The sequence below is a fragment of the Flavobacterium sp. C4GT6 genome, from assembly GCF_036347315.1.
In the GTDB taxonomy this organism is placed as follows: Bacteria; Bacteroidota; Bacteroidia; order Flavobacteriales; family Flavobacteriaceae; genus Flavobacterium.
Genome location: NZ_JAZGZU010000008.1, coordinates 98,319 through 119,026 on the forward strand (window position 1 = coordinate 98,319; position 20,708 = coordinate 119,026).

Annotated in this window: 11 protein-coding genes; 2 read left to right on the forward strand and 9 right to left on the reverse strand. The window is 39.8% G+C overall.

Annotation, left to right across the window (positions count from 1 at the left end):
• The 6 genes from bglX to V3Z67_RS11195 form a co-directional block, all read right to left on the reverse strand.
• Positions 1 to 2,292 (reverse strand): beta-glucosidase BglX, encoded by a 2,292-nt coding sequence (bglX, locus tag V3Z67_RS11170; RefSeq protein ID WP_330443385.1) that lies wholly within the window; start codon positions 2,290 to 2,292, stop codon positions 1 to 3.
• Positions 2,293 to 2,382: 90 nt separating this feature from the next.
• On the reverse strand, positions 2,383 to 4,035 hold the full coding sequence (locus V3Z67_RS11175; RefSeq protein WP_330443386.1) for a family 16 glycosylhydrolase: 1,653 nt from the start codon (positions 4,033 to 4,035) through the stop codon (positions 2,383 to 2,385).
• Positions 4,036 to 4,045: 10 nt separating this feature from the next.
• On the reverse strand, positions 4,046 to 5,596 hold the full coding sequence (locus tag V3Z67_RS11180) for a hypothetical protein (protein ID WP_330443387.1): 1,551 nt from the start codon (positions 5,594 to 5,596) through the stop codon (positions 4,046 to 4,048).
• Between the two features lie 12 nt (positions 5,597 to 5,608).
• The gene (locus V3Z67_RS11185) at positions 5,609 to 7,090 is read right to left on the reverse strand and encodes a RagB/SusD family nutrient uptake outer membrane protein (protein WP_330443388.1); all 1,482 of its coding nucleotides are present in this window, start codon (positions 7,088 to 7,090) and stop codon (positions 5,609 to 5,611) included.
• A 4-nt stretch (positions 7,091 to 7,094) separates the two neighbouring features.
• The gene (locus tag V3Z67_RS11190) at positions 7,095 to 10,157 is read right to left on the reverse strand and encodes a SusC/RagA family TonB-linked outer membrane protein (RefSeq protein WP_330443389.1); all 3,063 of its coding nucleotides are present in this window, start codon (positions 10,155 to 10,157) and stop codon (positions 7,095 to 7,097) included.
• A 244-nt stretch (positions 10,158 to 10,401) separates the two neighbouring features.
• Positions 10,402 to 13,206, reverse strand: coding sequence for a triple tyrosine motif-containing protein (locus V3Z67_RS11195; protein ID WP_330443390.1), 2,805 nt, complete (start codon positions 13,204 to 13,206; stop codon positions 10,402 to 10,404).
• Between the two features lie 310 nt (positions 13,207 to 13,516).
• Here V3Z67_RS11195 and V3Z67_RS11200 point away from each other — a divergent pair, with 310 nt between their 5' ends.
• The gene (locus V3Z67_RS11200) at positions 13,517 to 14,050 is read left to right on the forward strand and encodes a DUF5004 domain-containing protein (protein ID WP_330443391.1); all 534 of its coding nucleotides are present in this window, start codon (positions 13,517 to 13,519) and stop codon (positions 14,048 to 14,050) included.
• Between the two features lie 60 nt (positions 14,051 to 14,110).
• Here V3Z67_RS11200 and V3Z67_RS11205 read toward each other — a convergent pair whose 3' ends face one another.
• Positions 14,111 to 14,386 carry an ATP-dependent Clp protease adaptor ClpS gene (locus V3Z67_RS11205; protein WP_330443392.1) on the reverse strand — a complete coding sequence of 92 codons (276 nt, stop codon included), beginning with the start codon at positions 14,384 to 14,386 and terminating at the stop codon, positions 14,111 to 14,113.
• 23 nt (positions 14,387 to 14,409) lie between these two features.
• The gene (gene prmA, locus V3Z67_RS11210) at positions 14,410 to 15,243 is read right to left on the reverse strand and encodes a 50S ribosomal protein L11 methyltransferase (RefSeq protein WP_330443393.1); all 834 of its coding nucleotides are present in this window, start codon (positions 15,241 to 15,243) and stop codon (positions 14,410 to 14,412) included.
• Between the two features lie 197 nt (positions 15,244 to 15,440).
• Between prmA and V3Z67_RS11215 the strand changes: the two genes are divergently transcribed.
• Positions 15,441 to 16,658, forward strand: a complete 1,218-nt coding sequence (locus V3Z67_RS11215; protein ID WP_330443394.1) for a porin — start codon at positions 15,441 to 15,443, stop codon at positions 16,656 to 16,658.
• A gap of 100 nt (positions 16,659 to 16,758) precedes the next feature.
• Here V3Z67_RS11215 and V3Z67_RS11220 read toward each other — a convergent pair whose 3' ends face one another.
• Positions 16,759 to 20,691, reverse strand: a complete 3,933-nt coding sequence (locus V3Z67_RS11220) for a choice-of-anchor I family protein (protein WP_330443395.1) — start codon at positions 20,689 to 20,691, stop codon at positions 16,759 to 16,761.
• Positions 20,692 to 20,708: the final 17 nt, after the last annotated feature.

Here is a 20,708-nt window from a genome sequence, read left to right on the forward strand (position 1 = left end):
TTATTTAGAATAGGTGAATCCTGCCTCAAGTGATGCTTTTGAATCTCCGCCTACAAAAACTTTAAAGTCTCCTGGTTCGGCTTCCCACTTGTTATTGGCTGTATAGAATTCTATTGTTTTTTCGTCAATCTCAAAGCTTACTGTTTTGGTTTGCCCTGCATTGATAGATACCAGTTCAAAACCTTTAAGCTCCCTTACAGGCCTTGTAACCGACCCGAATAAATCCCTTAAATACAGCTGCACAACTTCCTTACCGTTTACACTGCTCGTGTTTTTCACATCAACACTAACAGTGATTTTTCCGTTTTTGTTAAGGGTGTTGTTACTTAATTTAAGATTACTGTACTCAAATGATGAATAGCTTAAACCATACCCAAACGGATAAAGAGCTTCGTTACTCTCATCGGTATAATGCGACCAGAAAACACTGTCTCCGCCATTATAGTTAGGTCTCCCTGTGCTTTTATGGTTGTAGTACAAAGGCATTTGTCCTACAGCCCTAGGGAAGCTCATAGGCAGTTTACCACTTGGGTTATAGTCGCCATACAGTACCTGTGCAATAGCATTACCGCTTTCGGTACCTAAGTGCCATGCTTCTACAATAGCAGGGATGTTACCATCTGCCCACACAATTTCAAGAGGCCTACCGTTAGTTAATACCAAAATAATGTTTGGATTGGCTTTGTAAACCGTTTCAAGGAGTTCCTGCTGTACACCAGGTAAACCTATATTTACGCGACTACGGCCTTCACCTGTTTGTAAACCGTGTTCACCCAGAACCATAACCACCACATCGGCATTTTTAGCAGCGTTTACCGCTTCTTCAAATCCGCTCTTGTCGGTCATGTTTATTTTGGTTTCTATGGTAAATGCAGGGGTGCCCAATGCAACATCGGCACCCTTTGCATATACCAGTTCATTGCCTTTATATTGTGAAAGCCCTTCCATAACCGATATGGCTGTACCGTCATCTGCACCAATTCTCCAGCTTCCAAGCGGACTCGTTTTATCGTTTGCCAATGCCCCGATAACCGCTATTTTTTGTCCCTGTTTCTTTAACGGAAGCAGGTTGTTTTCGTTTTTAAGCAACACGATAGATTTTTTTGCCATATCCAGCACACCATCGTGAAATTCTTTTTTGCCTACGGTAGCCTTTTCACGGGCTTCATCACAATATTTATAAGGGTTGTCAAACAGTCCAAGCTGAAATTTAACCCTAAGTATACGGCGTGCCGCATCGTTTATCTTGTCTTCAGATACTTTTCCTTCCTTAACCAGTTGAGCCAGGTACATCACATAACCATGCGATTCCATATCCATGTCAGACCCTGCATTGGCAGCAAATTCTGCCGCCTGTTTCAGGTCTTTCGCATAGCCGTGGTTTACCATTTCACCCATCGAACCCCAGTCAGAAACTACAAAGCCCTGAAAGTTCCAGTCTTTTTTGAGAACCTCTCTTTGCAGGTAGGTATTTCCTGTTGCAGGAATACCGTCTACATCGTTAAAAGAGTTCATAAATGTTAGCGCCCCTGCGTTGGCAGCTGCCTTAAAAGGGGGGAGTATTATATTGTGTAAGGTGCTTTTATTTACGTCAACGGTATTATAGTCTTTACCGGCTTCGGCAAAACCATATCCGGCAAAATGCTTAACGCAGGCAGCTACATTAAATTCTCCCAAATCGCCCTGAAAACCTTTTACTCTGGCTACAGCAATAGCACTGCCCAGATAGGTGTCTTCGCCCGATCCTTCCATAACACGTCCCCATCGGGCATCGCGTGTTACATCTACCATTGGTGCAAACGTCCAGTTTAAACCGGATGCAGCCGATTCGGCAGCAGCAATGGCAGCAGAGTTTTCTATAGCCTCCATATCCCAGCTTGCAGCTTCGGCAAGTGGTATAGGGCTTATTGTTTTATATCCGTGGATAACATCATAGCCAAAAAGCACAGGTATACCCAGTCTGCTTTCTTCTACGGCAATTTTTTGTAATGCTCTTACATCTTTAACACCTCTTACATTGAGCATTGAGCCAACCCATCCTTTTTTGATGTGTTCGTACTTTACAGCAGCATCACCATCTTTTGGGGCAGGGCCGGTAACATTCCAAAAACCGTTGTACTGATTCATCTGGCCTATTTTTTCCTCGAGTGTCATAAGGTTAAGCACAGAGTCTACTTTACGGTCTATGGGAAGTTGTTTTTCCTTAACGGAAACCATATCCTGTTTTGCAGTACTACAGCCTATGGCTATAATAGTGGCTGCCAAAACATATTTTGGTAAATTTAATTTCATTATAAATTTTAGATAATAGTAATCCTAAAGGCCAGCTGGGCCAGCCTTTAGTAATTACTAATTTTGAAGTAAATTATTTATGAGAAAACACTACTGATATACTTTTACATAATCAACTTCCATAGTCGACTGGGTAAATCCAGAATCTATTTCTCCGCCAAAGTTACCACCCATGGCAACATTTAGTATAATAAAGAAATCGCTGTTAAACGGTGATGAACTCACGTTATCATAGCTATGGAATTCCACATCATCTACAAAGAATCTGATTTTTGTAGGACTCCAAATAACACTGTAAACATGGAACTCATCAGATACTCCGGCTACCGTAGTATAACCTGTATTACCATTACCACCAGAGTTACCAGGGTAATGCAGGGTACCGTGAATAGTATTTTGGTCGTTACCTACATGCTCCATAATATCTATTTCACCACAACCCGGCCATGAGTTTGTAGCATAGTCAGATCCAAGCATCCATATTGCAGGCCATGTACCCCCACCCGTAGGCAGTTTAGCCCTAACTTCTACTTTACCGTAAGTAAAGTCATAAAGACCTTCGGTTTTCATTCTGGCAGATGTGTAGTCAAATCCGTTTGAATTTTCTGCTTTAGCAGTAATTTTAAGCATACCGCCTTCTACTACAGCATTCTCTGCAAGGTAATACTGTGCTTCGTTATTACCCCAGCCGCTATCGCCGTTACCTATTTCCATAGTCCAGTTATCAGGGTTTGGAGCACCGTCTACATCAAATTCGTCAAACCATACAAGTGTGTCATAGTCAGGCTCTTCACCACCCGAATTACCCTGCTCATCTACAGGAGTAGTAGTGAATATATGATACCATGCAAGCGCATCGTTACCACCCATTACGGCTCTTACGTGCATTTCGTTTTCTGTAATAGAAAGGATTTCATAAGTAGAAGTACCAATGTAGTAACCCATGAATCCGTTATCGCTAAAGTCCATTACAGTACCTCTTTTCTCATCCTCAGGAACAAGAGAGCTTGACGGACCTAAGCTTACCACTTTTTCACCAGATGTGTCGTATGGTGAACACTGGTCTGTTGTAGATGTACTACCACCTACACTGTTAAAAGAAGCATTAAAGAAAGTGTTTCCTCCATTATCAAGAGTATACTTAATGATTCCGTTGTCTAAAGTAAAAGTAAGTACGTTATCGTATAAACAGCTGCTTGCAGGATCTCCTGCTTTTTCAAACGGAGCAGCTGCATAGTAGCTAGGTGCACCGGTATTTTCTGATGTGTCGTTAGGGCCCACACCAAGGTGACCCGGAGCTGCTGCATACCAGTACCATACTTTAGATGTCCCAGCTGTTAGAAATTGTACAGCTTCGTCGTCTGAGAAGTTACTGAATACGGTAACCTCAATACTGGTACTTGTTGTTACACCACCTGTACCGTTTGCCAGTACTGTAACAGTGTATGTATTAACACCGTTTTGAGTGAATCGTTTTGTATATACTCCCGATGCCGAAACAGCAGAAGAACCGTCGCTAAATAAATATTTATAGCTAATGGCATTATCTGCAGTAGCAGTAAAGTTTACTAAACCGCTACCGTCTCCGTCAGGATTTTCGGCATCCTGCCCTACAATATCATAGTTGATCGTAAGGTTAGTAGGGGCAGTGATGTCCCCAAAGGTTGAATCGTCATCCTGACACCCCCATAGTACAGCTATAAAGGCAAACAGGATTCCTATTTTAGTTATATATGTTTTCATAAGCTCTTTTTTAGTTTGTAAGTTCTATATCGTCAAAATAGTAGGTTGCACCTGTACCCGGTTGGTCAAAGTCAAAGAACAGTACTACGTTTTGAAAGTTAGCTGAGTTGTCAATTCCGGTAAAGTCATACTCAAGCTCTTCCCACTGGTTAGCTACTGTTGTAGTTGCAGGAAGCTCTGTAGTAATGGTTGCTCCGTTGTTTTCTAATTTAAGAAGTACGGTAATACCTGCCTGAGGTGACCAAACTTTTATTTTTATTTTTTGCTGAGTAGAGAAATCAATGGGCGCTACAAGTGGCATAGCTATACCTGCCCATGTTTCTGCCCCGTTGTTTTTCACTACCTGTCCTACAAAACCGCTTGTGTTGATGCCCGATGCATCTGGGTTTTCTACTTTAGCACCAAAAGCATTACCAAAACCGTTAAATGTGTACTCAATATCGTACTCAAAGTTTAACGGAAGTGATACCGACTGTTCGGGAGCAGCTTGCCTAATATCATCAAAGTAGTAGGTTTCACCACCACCGTTAACACCAAAGTTAAAGAACAGTACAATGCGTCCGTATTCGTTGTCAAGGCTTATTTCAGAGAAGTCGTAAGTAAGTTCTTCCCACTCGTTAGATACTGTAGTAACCTGATCTACCTCATAGTTAATATCGGCATTATCAAGATTTTCAAGTTTGAATTTAACGGTAGCACCTGCAATTGGTGACCATACTTTAAGCTTAATTTGATTTAGCGAAGAGAAATCAATAGGAGCATCAAGTGGTAGGGAAGTACCTGCCCAAACCTCGGCACCTGCATTTTTAACCTGCTGACCTACCATAGAACTGGTGTTGATACCCGATGGATCTGGGTTTTCTACTACAGATGTTGTAGCGTTACCAAAATCACCAAATGCATAGTTTAATGTATTGTTTTCAAACTCTATAGGCAGTAAAAGCGGATTAGTTATAGTAACCTGTTGTGTTACTGTTGTAGTAGCTACACCACCGCTAAAAGCAGTTACTGTTACATCATAAGTACCAATGGTTGCATAAGTGTATGGAACCTCGTCACCCTCGTTAAACTGAACCGGAGCAATGTTTTCATCTTCACCAAAAGTAACTTCGTAGAAAGTTTCATAATCGGCAGTAGCACTAACGTTAATGCTAAACGGATCTCCGTTTACAGTTGCGATGTTTACTGCAAGGTTTTCAGGAGCCACAAAAGTAACCGTTAACTGTTCTGTTATCTCAGTTTGTTTTCCGGTAATACCGTTACCTACAATCCTAACATCATAAACACCTTCGGCATAATTGTGCTGCGCTTTTTGTCCCGGTATTACAGTTGCAGGATCCGGAGTACCGTCTCCAAAATAAACACTGTAGTTACCCACGCCTTCACCATTAGGCTGAATGGTTACCAAACCTGTATTATCCTGAGTAATGGTAAACAGTGCAGAAAGGTTAGCCGGGGTAGGAGCATTGTCCAGAAACCCCGAGTCAAACTCGTCGTCGTTACAGGCTGTAAATAATGCCGTAACAAATACTAGTGTAAATATATATTTTAAACTTTTCATATCTGTAGCGTATTAGTAGTTAGGGTTTTGCTCCCAAAGTCCGCCGGAGAATTGAATCTCTTCGATTGGTATAGGGAACAATTCGTTTTTGTTAGCCGTAAAGCCAGGTATGTTTGAAGCAGCCTGACCTGTTCTTACAAGGTCGAAGAAACGATGCCCTTCACCTAAAAGCTCTCTTCTTCTCTCTAAAAGGATAGCGCTTGTTAAAGCATCACCAGCACCTGCAAGGTCGTGGTTTTCATCGCCAAAAGCTCTTCTTCTAACTTCGTTAACATACTCTAGCGCCTGCGAAGCATTACCTGTACGGCTATAAGCCTCGGCGGCCATAAGCAGTACGTCAGAATAACGTATAGCGCGGTAGTTATTAGGGTTGGTAAGGTTTAAGTCACCGGCAGCTTCGTCGCTTCTTTCCCTTGGGATGTATTTACGGTTAAAGTAACCGGTATCTTTATAACCGGGACCGTAAGTAGCACCTGTTTGGTTACCCCATGCTTCCATATCAAGAATAGTAACTTCTTTTCTCATATCGCCATCTTCATAAATTGAAGCGGCTTCTTGTGTAGGTACGTTAAAACTAAAACCAGAGGTAAACATAGGCCCACTATAGTTTCTTGGTCCGCTAAAACCTACTGCAACATTACCTTCACTACACTGTAGGCACTCAAAACCGGCACCTTCAACATCTGTATACTGAACTTCAAATACTGATTCTGTTCCGTTTTCACCTGATTGCTCAAAAAGGTTTAGGTACTCGTCTCCCTGAGTTAGTGCGTACTGCCCGCTTGTAATAACATTGTCAAGCATTGAGGCGGCTAACGCGTAGTCTCCTTTGTAAAGGTATACTTTACCCAGTAGCGCCTGCGCAGCGCCTTTTGTAACACGACCTACCTGAGGAGCTGTAACAGCTAAATCGGCAATAGCCATTTCAAGGTCGCTTATAATTGAAGCATATACATCATCTTTTGAAGCTCTGGGGATAGTAGTTTCGTCACCAAGAGCAAAACGTTCGTCACCTTTTAACGGAATGCCTCCAAACCATTTTAGAAGTTCAAAGTTATAGTAAGCATGTAAAAAACGGGCTTCGGCTACAATTTGTGCCCTTCCTTCAAAATCAGTTTTGTCCTTAAATTCAAGTATGTAAGCCGATCTGTTTACTCCGGCAAACATCCAGTTCCATACATCCCTTAGGTTTGAATTAACAGGGGTATGTGTCATCTCATCTACCTGCTGCCACCCAATTACGTCGTTAGCACTTTCACCTCCTGATAATGTATTGTCTGAAGCGATTTCGCCCAAAATTACGTTTACATAGGTAGACTGAAGTATATCATAAGCAGCGATAAGCGCATAGTTATAATCTTCTTCAGAGTTAAAGTAATTGTCTGATGATATACTGTAAACAGGATCTCTTTCCACAAAGTCATCGCTACACGATATGTTTACCGTTGCGACTATACTGAAAGCCAAAATGGCTGTAATAATTTTTCTTTTCATTTTTTTAGAAGTTTAGGTTTAAACCGATTAGATATGTTCTCGGAACAGGGTAGAAACCAAAGTCTATCCCCGAAGATAGCGGAGCACCGCTTGAAGCACCGGGATCAAAACCTCTGTATTTTGTAAATGTATATAGGTTGTTCACACCTGCATATATTCTTAGTTTAGTAATACCTGCTTTCTCTGTAAAATCAGGATTAACAGTATAACCCAGCTGTACATTTTGTATTCTAAGGTAAGAAGCATCTTCCACAAAGAAATCAGAGAAAATATTGTTTGATGTAGCAGCAGTAGTTGCTCTTGGCACACTGTTACTTGTACCTTCACCTGTCCAGCGGTCAAGTGCATAACTCATTCTGTTTACGTCGGTAAGGTTTCTTTCATAGTTTCTTACCATATCGTTACCTATAGAGGCAAACCAGTAAGTAGCAAAGTCAAATCCTTTATAGTCAAGCTGCAGGTTGAAACCCATAGTTGCGTTAGGGATAGGATCACCAATTTCTGTACGGTCATCAGCATCAAGAACACCATCACCGTTAACGTCTACAAAACGGATATCACCCGGTTGAGCGGCAGCTCCAAGAGCCGATTGGTCAGGGTGTGCTGCAACCTCTTCAGCATTTTGGAAAATACCATCGGTTACATACCCGTAAAAGTATCCCATAGGGTGTCCTACTTCCATTCTTGTAGGCTGTGGCTGTCCAACTCCAAACTCACCACCTGCAAAGAACCCGGTTCCGTTGTTAACCGATGTTACAGTGTTTTTGATAAATGTAGCATTGTAGCTTGCTTTGATATGGAAATCATCTCCTATATAGTCGTTATAAGTAAGAGCGAATTCAAAACCTTTGTTTTCCACATCACCTGCGTTAAGTGTTGGGTTTTTCCCGCCTGGGGCATAAGTTCCCACAATACCCGATACTGGGATGTTAGGAATTAGCAGGTTAGCTCTTGTGTCTTTAAAATAATCGGCAACAAGTTCAAGTTTATCATTAAAGAAGTTAAGATCAAGACCTAAGTCAAACTTCCTTGCTTCTTCCCATTTAAGGTCTGGGTTTGGTAAAGCACCAATAGCAAAACCGTTTGCCAGTGCACCGTCAAATACATAAGTGGCCTCCCCGTTAAGTAAACCTAAATATAAGTTTGAATCAAACCTGTCACTACCAAGAACACCGTAACTTGCTCTAATTTTAGCGAAGTTAAGAATATTGTTTTCTTTGAAGAAAGACTCTTCTGAAAGTACCCAACCACCGGTAACAGACGGGAAGTAACCTACACGGTTGTTTGCCCCGAATTTAGTAGAGGAATCCCTTCTAAGCATACCTGATAATAGGTAGCGTCCTTTGTAGTCATACTGAATTCTACCGAAATATGATAGCCTTCTGTCGTCATAAGAGTAAGAACTTACCGTTTTGTTATCTGCAAAACCTGTTGTAAGGCTTATGTCTGCAAATTCCCATGAGTTATTTGGTACATCAAAACCTGTAGCATATAAACCTTTACCCCATGTTTTAAATACCGTAGTACCTAGTGTTGCAGTAAAGTTATGCGCCTCGTTAATGTTAAACTTATAGTTAGCAAACGCATCAAAAGTATAATCGTTCTCGTCAAAAACATTTTGGTTTACGCTACTTCTAACATTATCAAATACTTTACCTCCGTATGAAATTTGTTTGTTAAATATCCTTTCATCCCTGTTTTGGGTGTTGAAACCAACACGACCTGTAACGGTAAGGTTTTTAATAATCTCATAGTCAGTACCAAAAGTACCGCTTAACTTTTTAAGGTTGTAGTCGTTATAGGAGTTAGCAATTTGAGCCAGCGGATTAATGATTTCGTTACCAAGGTTACTTCCCGGGATGGTAGTGCTACCAGTAGGAAGTACGGTAAAGTCGCCGTTAGCATCATAAGGGCTATAAATTGCAGGTGTGTTAATAGCGTTAAACAGCACCGATCCTAGTGCGTTTTCGTTAAATCCCTGAGCGTCTGTAGTAAGAAAAATAACGTTGGTGTATATTTTAAGTTTATCGCTTAGATCAGCATTAAGTGAAACACGTGCCGTATTACGCTCAAAATGAGATTTGTCGGCACCACCTATTATACCTTCCTGGTCAAGGTGCGAACCACTCACACGATAAGTAACTTTTTCACCACCACCGGAAACAGAAAGGTCATGATTAATAATTGGTACTCCTGTATCAAAAATTTGATCCTGCCAGTTTGTTCCTTCTCCAAGATTAGATACATTAGGGAAAGGAATCGGCTGTCCGCCATTTGCATATTTTTCGTTAAGTAAAAGAGCATATTCTGAGGCGTTTAGCAATGGTAGTTTTCGTGTAGTTTCCGAAAAACCGGTATAGGTATTATAAGCGAAGGTTGCTTTTGAGTTTTTCCTGCCTTTTTTAGTAGTAACGAGTATAACACCGTTTGCTCCACTTGTACCATATATGGCTGCCTGGGCATCTTTTAATACAGTAATGTTTTCAATGTCGTTTGCATTAATATCGCTAAGGCTACCTATATAACCATCTATTAATACTAAAGGAGCATTATCACCATTTGTGGCTATACCCCTAATTCTAACATCAAGGGCTGCACCCGGCTTACCCGATTGTGTAGTAACATTAACACCACTTACAGTACCTTGTAATGCCTGTTCTACCTTAACCGGATTCATGTCTTCAAGCGTTTTTGCACCAACAACACTTACGGCACCGGTTACTTCTTTTTTACGTTGTGTACCATAACCTATCACTACTACTTCATCTAGTGTTTGAGAAGTTTCTTTAAGTGATACCGAAATAACTCCGGCTCCGGTTACGGTTTGTTCTACAGTTTCATAACCAATAAAACTGAAAGAAAGGGTAGAGCCTACCGGAGCATTAATGATGTAATTACCATCCATGTCGGTAACCGTAGAGGCTGTACCATTTTTTACAATGACGTTAACACCCGGTATAGTCAAACCGGTGCCCACTTCACTTACTGTACCCTTAACTTCAACCTCCTGCGCGAAACAGAAAGATGAAATCAGAATAAAAGTAATTAAGAGTAATTTAGACTTCATATATTAAATTGTTTTTTGTGATTATCTAAAATTATGTCACAATAAATTACGAAGAATAAAATTAGCCTCAACAAAAATTATACATTCCTGAAAAACTTAAAGAAGATTTATGACTTTGCCCTAACTGTGGGTGTTAACAGTAAGTTAAGTGCGTAAAAATCTTTAAATAAAATTCGAAAAACACACTATTACAACGTTGTTGTTGAGGTGATGTATAGGTAAATTTAACTAATGATGTGGTGTGCTAAAGTGATAGTATATACTCTACAAGCCCTAATTCGTGAGGTAATTCCATTTTTTTACGCAAACGATATCGTTTTATCTCTACACTTCTTACTGAAATGTTGAGTAGCGGAGCTATTTCTTTAGACGATAAATTAAGGCGGAGGTAAGCGCATAATCTAAGGTCGTTTGGTGTTAAGGAAGGGTGAACAGATTTTACCTTCTTTAAGAAATCTTTATCGGCATTATTGAAAGCTTCCTTAAACATATCCCAGGTATCATCTTCATTAATATTTTTATTAATCGTAGTAATTACCGATTTGATATTTTTATCGGCACCACCCGTACCTGTTTTTTTCAAATCGTCTTTTATAAGAGAAAGGAGTTCGTTCTTTTTAATAAGGTTCATGGTAGAGGCAGCAAGTTCCCTGTTCTTACTTTCAAAATCCTGTTGTAACTGCTCGTTTTTAATTTTCATCAGCTCCTGTTCTTTTTCCAGTTCTTTAATTTCAAGTAGCCTGTTGTTTTCCTCTATAAGTTTTTCGCTTTGACGCTGATAGTAATTTTTATAAGCCCTGTTAATAAGGAATGCCGCTATAAAAGCAAAAATGATATAAATTACCACGGCAAAATTTGTAGCATACCATGGCTTGAGTATTACAAAAGTGTAACTCGCTGTATTTACAGACAACGAACTTCCAGTTTTTGCTCTTACCTTAAAAGTATACGTACCTGCCGGAAGGTTTTTAAAAGTAGTAATGGGTTTATTGTTCCATTCACTCCAGTCGTTTTGCATACCTTCCAGTATGTACTGGAATTCGGTATTAGCATATTTGTTATACTCCGGTACGGTATATAAAAAGGTAAGGTTGTTCTCGGCATACTTAAACTCGCCATCGTTTTGTATGATTACAGGTAATGGTTTTCCGTTCAGTACATTATTGGTAATCCCGGTAATGGTAATGGTATTACTTTTAAAGTTGAGTTCGTTTATATTTAGCGTATAGTAACCATCTGTAGTACCTACCAGGTAAATGTTGTCTTTTATCTGGGTAATGTTCTCAAATCCCAGCATGGAGTTGGTAAGCGACGAAGGTATAGCTATAGCATTGTGTTTCAGTTCGGCATTAAGTTTACCCGGTGAGAAATAATTGATGTAGTTTTTGGTAAAAAACCAAAGCCTGTCCGACTTATCAGCAGTTAATTTACCCGACATATATTCATCATGATTAAACAGTTTGGACAGTTTTTCATTTTTCTCAAACTGTTTAGTTTTGTTATTCAAAACAAATAATCCTTCTTTTGAGGCATAATATATAGTGTTGTTAAAGCGGGATAGCGATGCGTTTTTACCCTTAGCCGGAGTTTTATAGGCTTCAAAGTTAGTTATTCGGGTATAGTTGTTATCGGTTTTAATCCTGAACACTCCTTTATATTCATGACTTACATATATTTCGTTCTTGCCCGAAAGTGCAAAGTAGCGGCTGGAATAATCAAACCCGGTTATCTTATTTTTAAACTTCCAGTTTCCGTTTACCTTTTCCAGTACAGATAAACCATAGTAATTCCCCTGTATAAGTTTGTTCCTGTCTGTAGGGTAGGGTTCAAACTTCCAAGTGCCCGATCCGTTAAACAGTAAACTAGCCTGACCTCCGTTTATGATAAATGTACCCGAGTCATGTCCGCAAAACAATGTGTTGTCATATTGGTATAGTGACCAAACCTGACCTTTAGTACCCGGAATAAACCTAAACTCTTCTTCAGAGTTATATGTTTTGTAAAATAATCCCTGATTGGTACCTATATACAAATGGTTGTTGTATAATGCAGAGGCATATACAGTACCTAAAAATCCGGTATCGTCTACAAAACTCCTTACAGCCGACTGTAAATTAATACAGTTAATGCCGTTATCAAGTCCAATCCAAAGGTTTTTATCAGTATCCTCAAACAATGACAATGCAGTGTTGTTGCTAAGTCCTTTGTTCTGGGTAATATGGTAACGGACTTTTCCTTGTGGTGATAGTATAAAAATACCGTTTGATACCGTTCCCAATGCAAAACTACCGTCGCTAAGCTTTTGCCCGCTGTATATACTGCTTGATTTCAGTTCGCTGTCGGCCTCAGTATCCCAGTGGGTAATAGTATTGTTTTTTAGTTCCAGTAAACCGTTGTACTGTGTTTGGATAAGCAGTCCTTCATTATAAGGGTATATGCTTATTATTTTATTATTGGTTAGCTGTGGGGTGTTGTTTACTACCTTGCTTACTCCGTTTTCAATTTCATAAAGCCCGGTGCCAAAAGTTTGGTACAAAATCCTGTTACCTACCCTAAAAATTTTGTTTACTCCGGTGTCGGGTTTTATTATGTTATAGGTTTTCTTTTGGGTGTCGTAAATAAATATCTGGTTAAGGGACTGGAATATAACCCAGTGGTCGTATTGAGCAATGTTCCAAAACTGTTCGTCGTCTAAAATTTTATCACGAATAGCTTCGCTTAGGGAAGTATAGTTAAGACTTCCGTCTTCGTTACGGGTCCAGTAACCAAACTCCATATAGCATCCGGTATAAATACGTTCGCCTATTACTTTAACCGATCTGATAATGGTTTCGTTAGGGGAAGGGTACAGCTTCCATGCTGTGCCATTGTATTCCAGTAGTCCGCCGTTATTGGCAAAATACATAAAGTGATCCTTATCCTGGCTCATCATCCAGTTTTGGTTACCGGCACTGTATTGGTTTGTACTGTATTTAAGGATAGGAGGCAGGTCCTGAGAAAAACCTGCAATTGTATATAGTGCTGCTAATAGTAGTATAATTCTTTTCACGAAGGATAAGGGAAGTTTGTTAGTTTATTACGAAGATACGATTACAAAATAAATTTTACACCCAGAGTTTATATAACTGAAAGAAGGTACGTTTCTATAGTTATTTATTAAATAGGTGTTAATTATGGTACGAATGGCCAATTTAACAAAAAAAGCACAATAAACTCCAAAGGTCTTATAAGGCAAAGCTTTGTGAAAATAAAAATACCTAAAGCGTTGTTAAACAAAATTTAATTAACTGTTTCCTTAACATTATCCTGCTTGCTGCTTTATAGATTTGGCATTATTAACCTATCAAAAAAATAGCAAAATGAAAAAGTTTAGAGTATTAGCCTGTACATTATTAGTCACGGGATTTGGTTTAACTTCATGTAGTAGTGATGATGATACAGCAGGAGTGAACAATGAAACGCAAATTGAAGGAACTTACAACTTAACGGCAGTTACAACAGCTGAAGCAACTGATTTTGATGGAGACGGAACTGCTCACAGTGACCAGATGCAGGAAACAGATTGCTACAACGGAAGCAAACTGGTTTTAAATGCAGATAACACGTTTACTTTTGAGAAAAACGGTGTGGTAGTAGATACTACCGAAGGAACTTCAGGTTGTACGAGTGCTACTTATACAGGTACATGGGAAATATTAACCGGATCGGGTAGTGATGTAATTATCAGAGCTACTTATCAAGATAATAATGACGACGATGTAATACTTAACCTTGTGAAAACAGGTAACGATATTACATATACTAATGAGTTTGGAACATACCCTGACAGGGATGAAGATACTGGTGGAGCCATTTTAACATTTGGTGCGGTGGAGTATTTATATGTGAAGTAATGAAGTTGGATGCACCAAAAAAGGGACGCTTATGCGTCCCTTTTTTTATGAGTAATTGTTTTATATAATTTCGGCACTTAAACCCGCTTCCAGTAGCTGGGTGCATTGTGGCTCTAGTTTATCCAGTTCCCCTGTTTTTACGGTGCATTTACCATTATAGTGAACAATAAGTGAGCATTGCTCTGCCTGTTCCGGTGTATGGTCGCAAACCCTTACAAGAGTGTCTATAACATGGTCAAAAGTGTTTACTTCGTCATTATACAAAACTATTTCGTTGTTTGCCGATACGGATTCCTCAACTAATACTTCTTCTAATACTTTTTCTTTTGTACTCATATTCAATGTTTTAATTCCGGTTGCTAATTTACGTATTTTAGGGCAACCCAATTATTTTTGTCGAACTTTTTAACAAATTTAAGCCCTTTTTCAGTGCACGAAGCATCAATGGCAGGGATGTCTTCCTCATAAAAACCGCTTAAAAGCAGATTGGCACCTTCGTTAAGGCAGTCCACATACTGCTGCATGTCATTTAAAAGTATGTTACGGTTAATGTTAGCAATTATAACGTCATACTTTTTACCGTTAAGCAGTGAAGCGTCGCCTTCATAAACGCTAATGTGCTTACAGTTATTGCGTTCGGCATTTTCAATAGAGTTAAGGTAGCACCAGTTATCTATATCAATAGCGTCAATAGGTTTAGCACCGCGCATTTCGGCAAGTATCGCCAGTATGGCAGTACCACAACCCATATCCAGTGTTTTTTTGTTTTCAAGATCGGTTTCCAGCAGGTGCTGTATCATCATAAAAGTTGTTTCATGATGCCCCGTACCAAAACTCATTTTAGGTTCAATTACAATATCATATTGAGCACTAGTTTTCTCATGAAAAGGTGCTCTTACATAACAGCTGTTGCCTACTTCAATAGGTTCAAAATTCTTCTCCCATTCCTCATTCCAGTTTACCTGTTCAATCTCTTCAAAAGTATATTCGATTTTAAATTCAGGTGATTTTAAGATGAATATATCCTCAAGAACGTTCTCGTTCCAGTACTGTTTCTGGATATAAGCAGATAGTCCCTCCTCAGTCTCTATAAAGCTTTCAAAGGGAGTTTCGCCAAGTTCGGCAAGTAAAATTTCTGTTCCGGTTTCTTTTGGTTCAACCGAAAAATGATAACCTATATATATGTTTGACATAACTTTAATTTTTCGCAAAGGTAACATTAACATAACATAAGGCAGTGATAATTAATATTAAGTTTGCGCAAACTTTACAAAGGTGCCTTATGGTAGTTATTTAGCGCTAAAATTACCAAATGTTTGCTGATAAAAAAGCAAAACCTGCATTAATGTAAAGTTAAGAAAAACACGAAAAAATACACGAAACACACGAAATGAAAAAAACATTAATCACACTCTTATTATTTGTGGGTCTTGCGGCTTCGGCACAGGTGACAATCGAAAAGACCAAAAATAATAATGACCTAAAGCTTTCGGCCCTTCCATACTACAGTTATGGTAAGGGAGTAGGTTTAACTACGCCCGATAGTCTTTTCCAGTTTAATATCCGTTTCAGGATGCAAAACAGGATGTCTTATGTAGAATCTGAAGGAGAGAGTACCATTGACGGACAGATTCGTAGGTTAAGGCTTCGTTTTGACGGTTATGTAGGGGATCCAAAATTCCTTTATGCTATCCAGCTTTCTTTTGCTCCGGGCGATGTAGGCCAGGCACACGAAGGTGAAAACGTAAATATTATACGTGATGCGATTGTATTTTACCGTCCTAACAAACACTGGAATATTGGTTTCGGTCAAACAAAACTACCAGGTAACCGCCAGCGTATTAACTCATCGGGAGCGCTACAGTTAACAGACCGTACCATAAACAATGCACGATTTACAATAGACAGGGATTTCGGTTTTCAGGTGCATAACCTAAACGAATATCTTGATAAATTTTCATATAACTTTAAAGGAGCCATAAGTATGGGGGAGGGTAGGAACTCTACCAAAGAACCTGATAACGGACTTGCTTACACAGGTAAAGTGGAACTTTATCCGTTTGGTGCCTTTAAAAACAACGGTACCTTTTTTGAAGGAGACCTTAAAAGGGAAGACAAACCAAAAGTAATGCTTTCGGGAGCTTATCAGTTTAATAACAAAGCCAGAAAAACACAGGGACAGTTAGGTAACTATCTGTTTGAGAAAAGGGATATGCAGTCGTTACTTTTAGACGCTATGTTTAAGTATGACGGATGGTCGTTCCAAACGGCTTATATGCAAAGAACAGCTAAAAATCCTGTTACTTATAATCCTGATGATATAACCGACTTTAACTATGTGTTTACAGGGCATGGGTTTGACTACCAGTTAAGTCACCTTTTTCCGTCTGACTATGAGCTTATAGGTCGTTTCTCTACACAAAAGGTGCATAAAGATATAGAGATGTATACACCAAATATTAACCAGTACAGTATAGGTGTAACAAAATATATTTGGGAGCATACGTTTAAAGCCCAAATGGAAGTTTCAATGGATGACCTTAATTATTATAATGGCGATTCAAGACAAGTTTGGTTAGTACGTTTTCAGGTAGAAATAGGTATTTAATCATATTTAATTAATTGTGTTTACTACTAATAAAAAATCCTGCCCACCGGCAGGATTTTTTTTGAAAAAAAACACGAAACTACTTAACTGCTACTTAAAACTACTTAACTACCAGTTTCTTTACAATGCCTTCGGATGTTTTCACGATATATATACCCGAAGTCATTTTTGTTGTATCTATCTTTAATGCCTGTTTGGCAGAATGTATCAGTTTTCCGTTAAGGTCATACACCTCAATATCGGCAGCACGGTTAAAGTAAGCTGTACCGTCGGCAACCGGGTTAGGGAATACCACAAAGGTTTTTGGTGCTAAAGTCAAATCACCTGTTCCTAGAGCTTCAGTATTCACCTCATATATGCTTAATGTACCACTTATCTCATTAGCAATAATCACATAACCTTTTCCGTCAGGGCTATTAGCTTCACTAATGTAAGTGATACCTTCAGGACCATGATCACCTTCATAAGCTGTAAGGCTACGGCTGTTTTTGTAATCTGTAAATTTTACATCGTTAGGATCGGTTACATCATAAACCATAACTCCACCTATACGCTCTAAACCTATAAAGGCAAATGTTCTGTCCTGAATTTGTGCAACAGTTACACCTTCCGGCTCCGGACCTTTAGCGCGGCTTCTTCCTTTAAGTTCGTTTTCTTCACTGTCTGAGTTAAACAGGGCACTTATAGAAGCATCTGTAGAAGTATACATTTCAAAGTCATCACCACTATCATAAACAATCGCTTTAGTGTCTGCATTGAATATTGAGAACGAACGTGCACCAAGGCAGTATATCTGTTCGAATTCTGTATCCTCATCAAGGTTGCCGTTTACATTAGTTACTCTCATACGCCCCGCGTTAAAGCTCTTTTTAAGCATTTCTGCCTGTGGGTATGCAGTAGCATCAAGATTGTAACCGTTGTTGCCTATTGTTGTTCTTTCCTCAAAGTTGTCGTACTCTTTTTCGTCACCTTCGTTTGCGGTAATAATGTAGTTTACACCGTTTACATTATAGTTTGCAATGGCATCAGGAATGTAGTATGCCTGTATTGGCCAGTTGGCAATAAGTATCTCATCGTTATTGTCTGAAATATCAAAACCGTTACCAGGGATGCTAAGATCTTTAGTACCCAGTGACCAAATATCTGCTACAGCAATATTAACAAGATCGATTTCTGCAATCGCATTGTTTTCCTGTAGGGAAACCCAAGCTTTTTGAGAATCAGCGCTTAATGTGATATATTCCGGTTCAAGATCCTGAGATAATGTGCTGCCTGCATATACTTTTCTAACACCTGTTGCTAAAAGTTCAGCTTCCTGAGCGTTGTAATCAGTAAAGTAAAGAGTAGTTACATCAGTTTGTGAAACCGACTCAACTCCGCCAGAGATGTCAATAACACTTACCGAACCTTCCGGGTCTACAGAGTAATCACTCTTTGGCTGACCTTCATTTGCCGTAAGTACTTTGGTACCGTCTGGTGTGAAAGAAATATTGTCCGGTAGCGCCCCTACAGTTACCTGAGTGATAAAGGTACCATCGGTATCAAAAAATACTACGCTACCATCAAGGTGCTCTTCAGCATTTGGAGAAGCTACGGCTACAATACCATTGTGTACTGCTACGCTGGTTACTCCGCCATAAGTATTCATATCTATTGATGATATTACCGATGGAGTAGTAGGATCTGAAAAATCTACAATGTCAACAAAACCTGCAACAGCACTTGTAGTGAATAACCTTTGTGTTTCAGGGTCGTGTACTACAATTTCGCAGGTGCTTTCGTTTGTTCCCGAAGGGTCAAAACTTCCTATATAGTCAAGCTCAATGCTATGGTTAGGCACCAGAGCCATTCTGTCGTTATCTTTAATGTAGATAGTAGCAAAAGTATCTCCTGTAATTTCTACTCCCACTGGGTTTTCAAGGCTAAGTACAAAATACTCGGCAGCCTGTTCTTCAATACTGTCATCTGTAATAGCGATTGATATTACCTGAGTAAGATTACTGGCACCTGTAAAGTTTAGTGTTTGTGTAGTAAAGGTAAAATCGTTCTCATCGGCAGTGCTAAACGGAGCCGCTTTAACCACTAAGTCAACCGAAGCAGCAGCAGGACCTTCAAGATTAAGTACAAGGTCAAGTGTACCTGCATCTTCGTTTACTACTATAAATATCTCATCAAAAGATATAAGAGTATTGTATGTAAAGGTGTAAGTATACTCACATGCCATTACCACATCATTCTCATCGGTAATACCGTTAACCATAAGAGTATATTCCATACCGGTTTCAAAAGCAGTAGCATAAGTAAGCGTTACCATGTTACCGTTTGCAACAGCAGTTGTAAGTCCGCTAATACCTGTATAGTTTGTTATTAATGCAGCACTTGTAGCATTAAGCTCATGATTGAATGTAAGCTCTATAGTTGTTGCGTTTACCACAGTTACATTTTGAACTGTTGGCGAGCTAGGGAAGCTCCATGTTGGCCATTCCTGAGCATCTGTTCCGGCAGCAGCAGCTACCCAGTTTGCAGGGTTAAGTATGGCAGCTTTAAGTTCGGCAGGAGTACCTTCCTGAGTACCGTTATAGTAAGCATTTGCAGTATTACCGTTATCATTACCCGGTGCAGTGCTTAGGTTAACAGCGCTTGTGCCGTCTGCTAAACCGTCAGGAAGCATAGAGTTGCTACCGCCACAGCTTGTATTTTCTGTAAGCCATTGGTTAGACGACATGGCTGTAATGTAGTTTGGAGTTTCTGCAGTACCGGCATAAACAATTACCTGGTCACCGCCTGAGCTTAGTCCGAAATCACCACCTGTTACTGTACCTGTACTGCTAACAAGAGCAGAAGTTTGTATGGTTATAACCGAACCTGCAGGGACACAGCTTGTAGCTGTCCATACAAGACCATCGGTACATTGTGGCTGTGCGTTAGTTGTATATTTAGAATCGGTAAGGGTGATAAATGTACCCGCTGAGATATCTACAAAAGTCATAATGGCTACTTCATCCTCTGCACCACTGGCATTCATCCTGTAGGCTACAAAAGCCATATCTCCGGCAGTGAACTCTGTTTGTAGTGACATGGTTGTGAAAGTAGAAGACTGTGCTTCGGTTATGACATTGTCGCTCATATCTTCAATAGTATTGGCAAGAAGAGCAACATAGTACTGCTGACTGTTTAATAATGCAACAGCAGGAGTGATGGTGATGGTGTTATCGGTAAAGGTAGCATCAAACGGAACTGCTGTTCCAGACTCGTTGTTTAACCTAAGTTCCACAACAGCATCAATATTGGTGTTTGTTATAGCTGTATTATCAGCTAGCCTTACATCTTCGTTAAATGAAATGGTAGGCAGGCTAGCTACAGTTATGTTTACTGCATCGTTAGCCGGAGTAATTGTAGCAACCGGAGCAATTGGGTCTCCGCCGCCTACTACATTACCTTCCGTAGTAAAGTTATCAAAACGGTTGTTACCACCAGTACCACCGTCGCCCTGTTCAAACTCTACTTTAAGTTTGAAGTTAGCATTGTCGTTAGCAGCAGTGATAGTTGTAAGGTCTAATGTAGCTAATGCCGGGTCACCGTTATTAGGAGCTACTGTGGTAAGTAGGGTAAAGGTAGTACCATCTGTAGAGTAGTACCAGTTTTGTGTACCTGCTCCCGAACCCGAACGGCGGGTAGCAAACTTTACCATTATATCTTCAAAACCTGTAGTTGGCAGGGCAAATTCAAGAGCGCCGCCTATAGGATCGTTAAAACGAAGGTGAGAACCGGCAACATCGCCGTTTTGTGCGTTTAGGTTTTGTACATCAAAATTTTGTCCTGTACCTCCTGAGTAGTCAATTATACTTTCGGTTCCTGCAAATGAAGTTATCGATGCTCCTGTAACGTATGACAGGGATGGGGCTGTGATGGCAGCTTCAGACGCGTTGTCGTTGAAGTTCCAGTAATGTATAAGGGTTTGTGCTCCTGATAATTGAGATATCAGAGAAAACCCTAATAGCAGCATAAGTTTTGAAAAGTAATTTTTAGACATACGATTTTTTTCTGGTG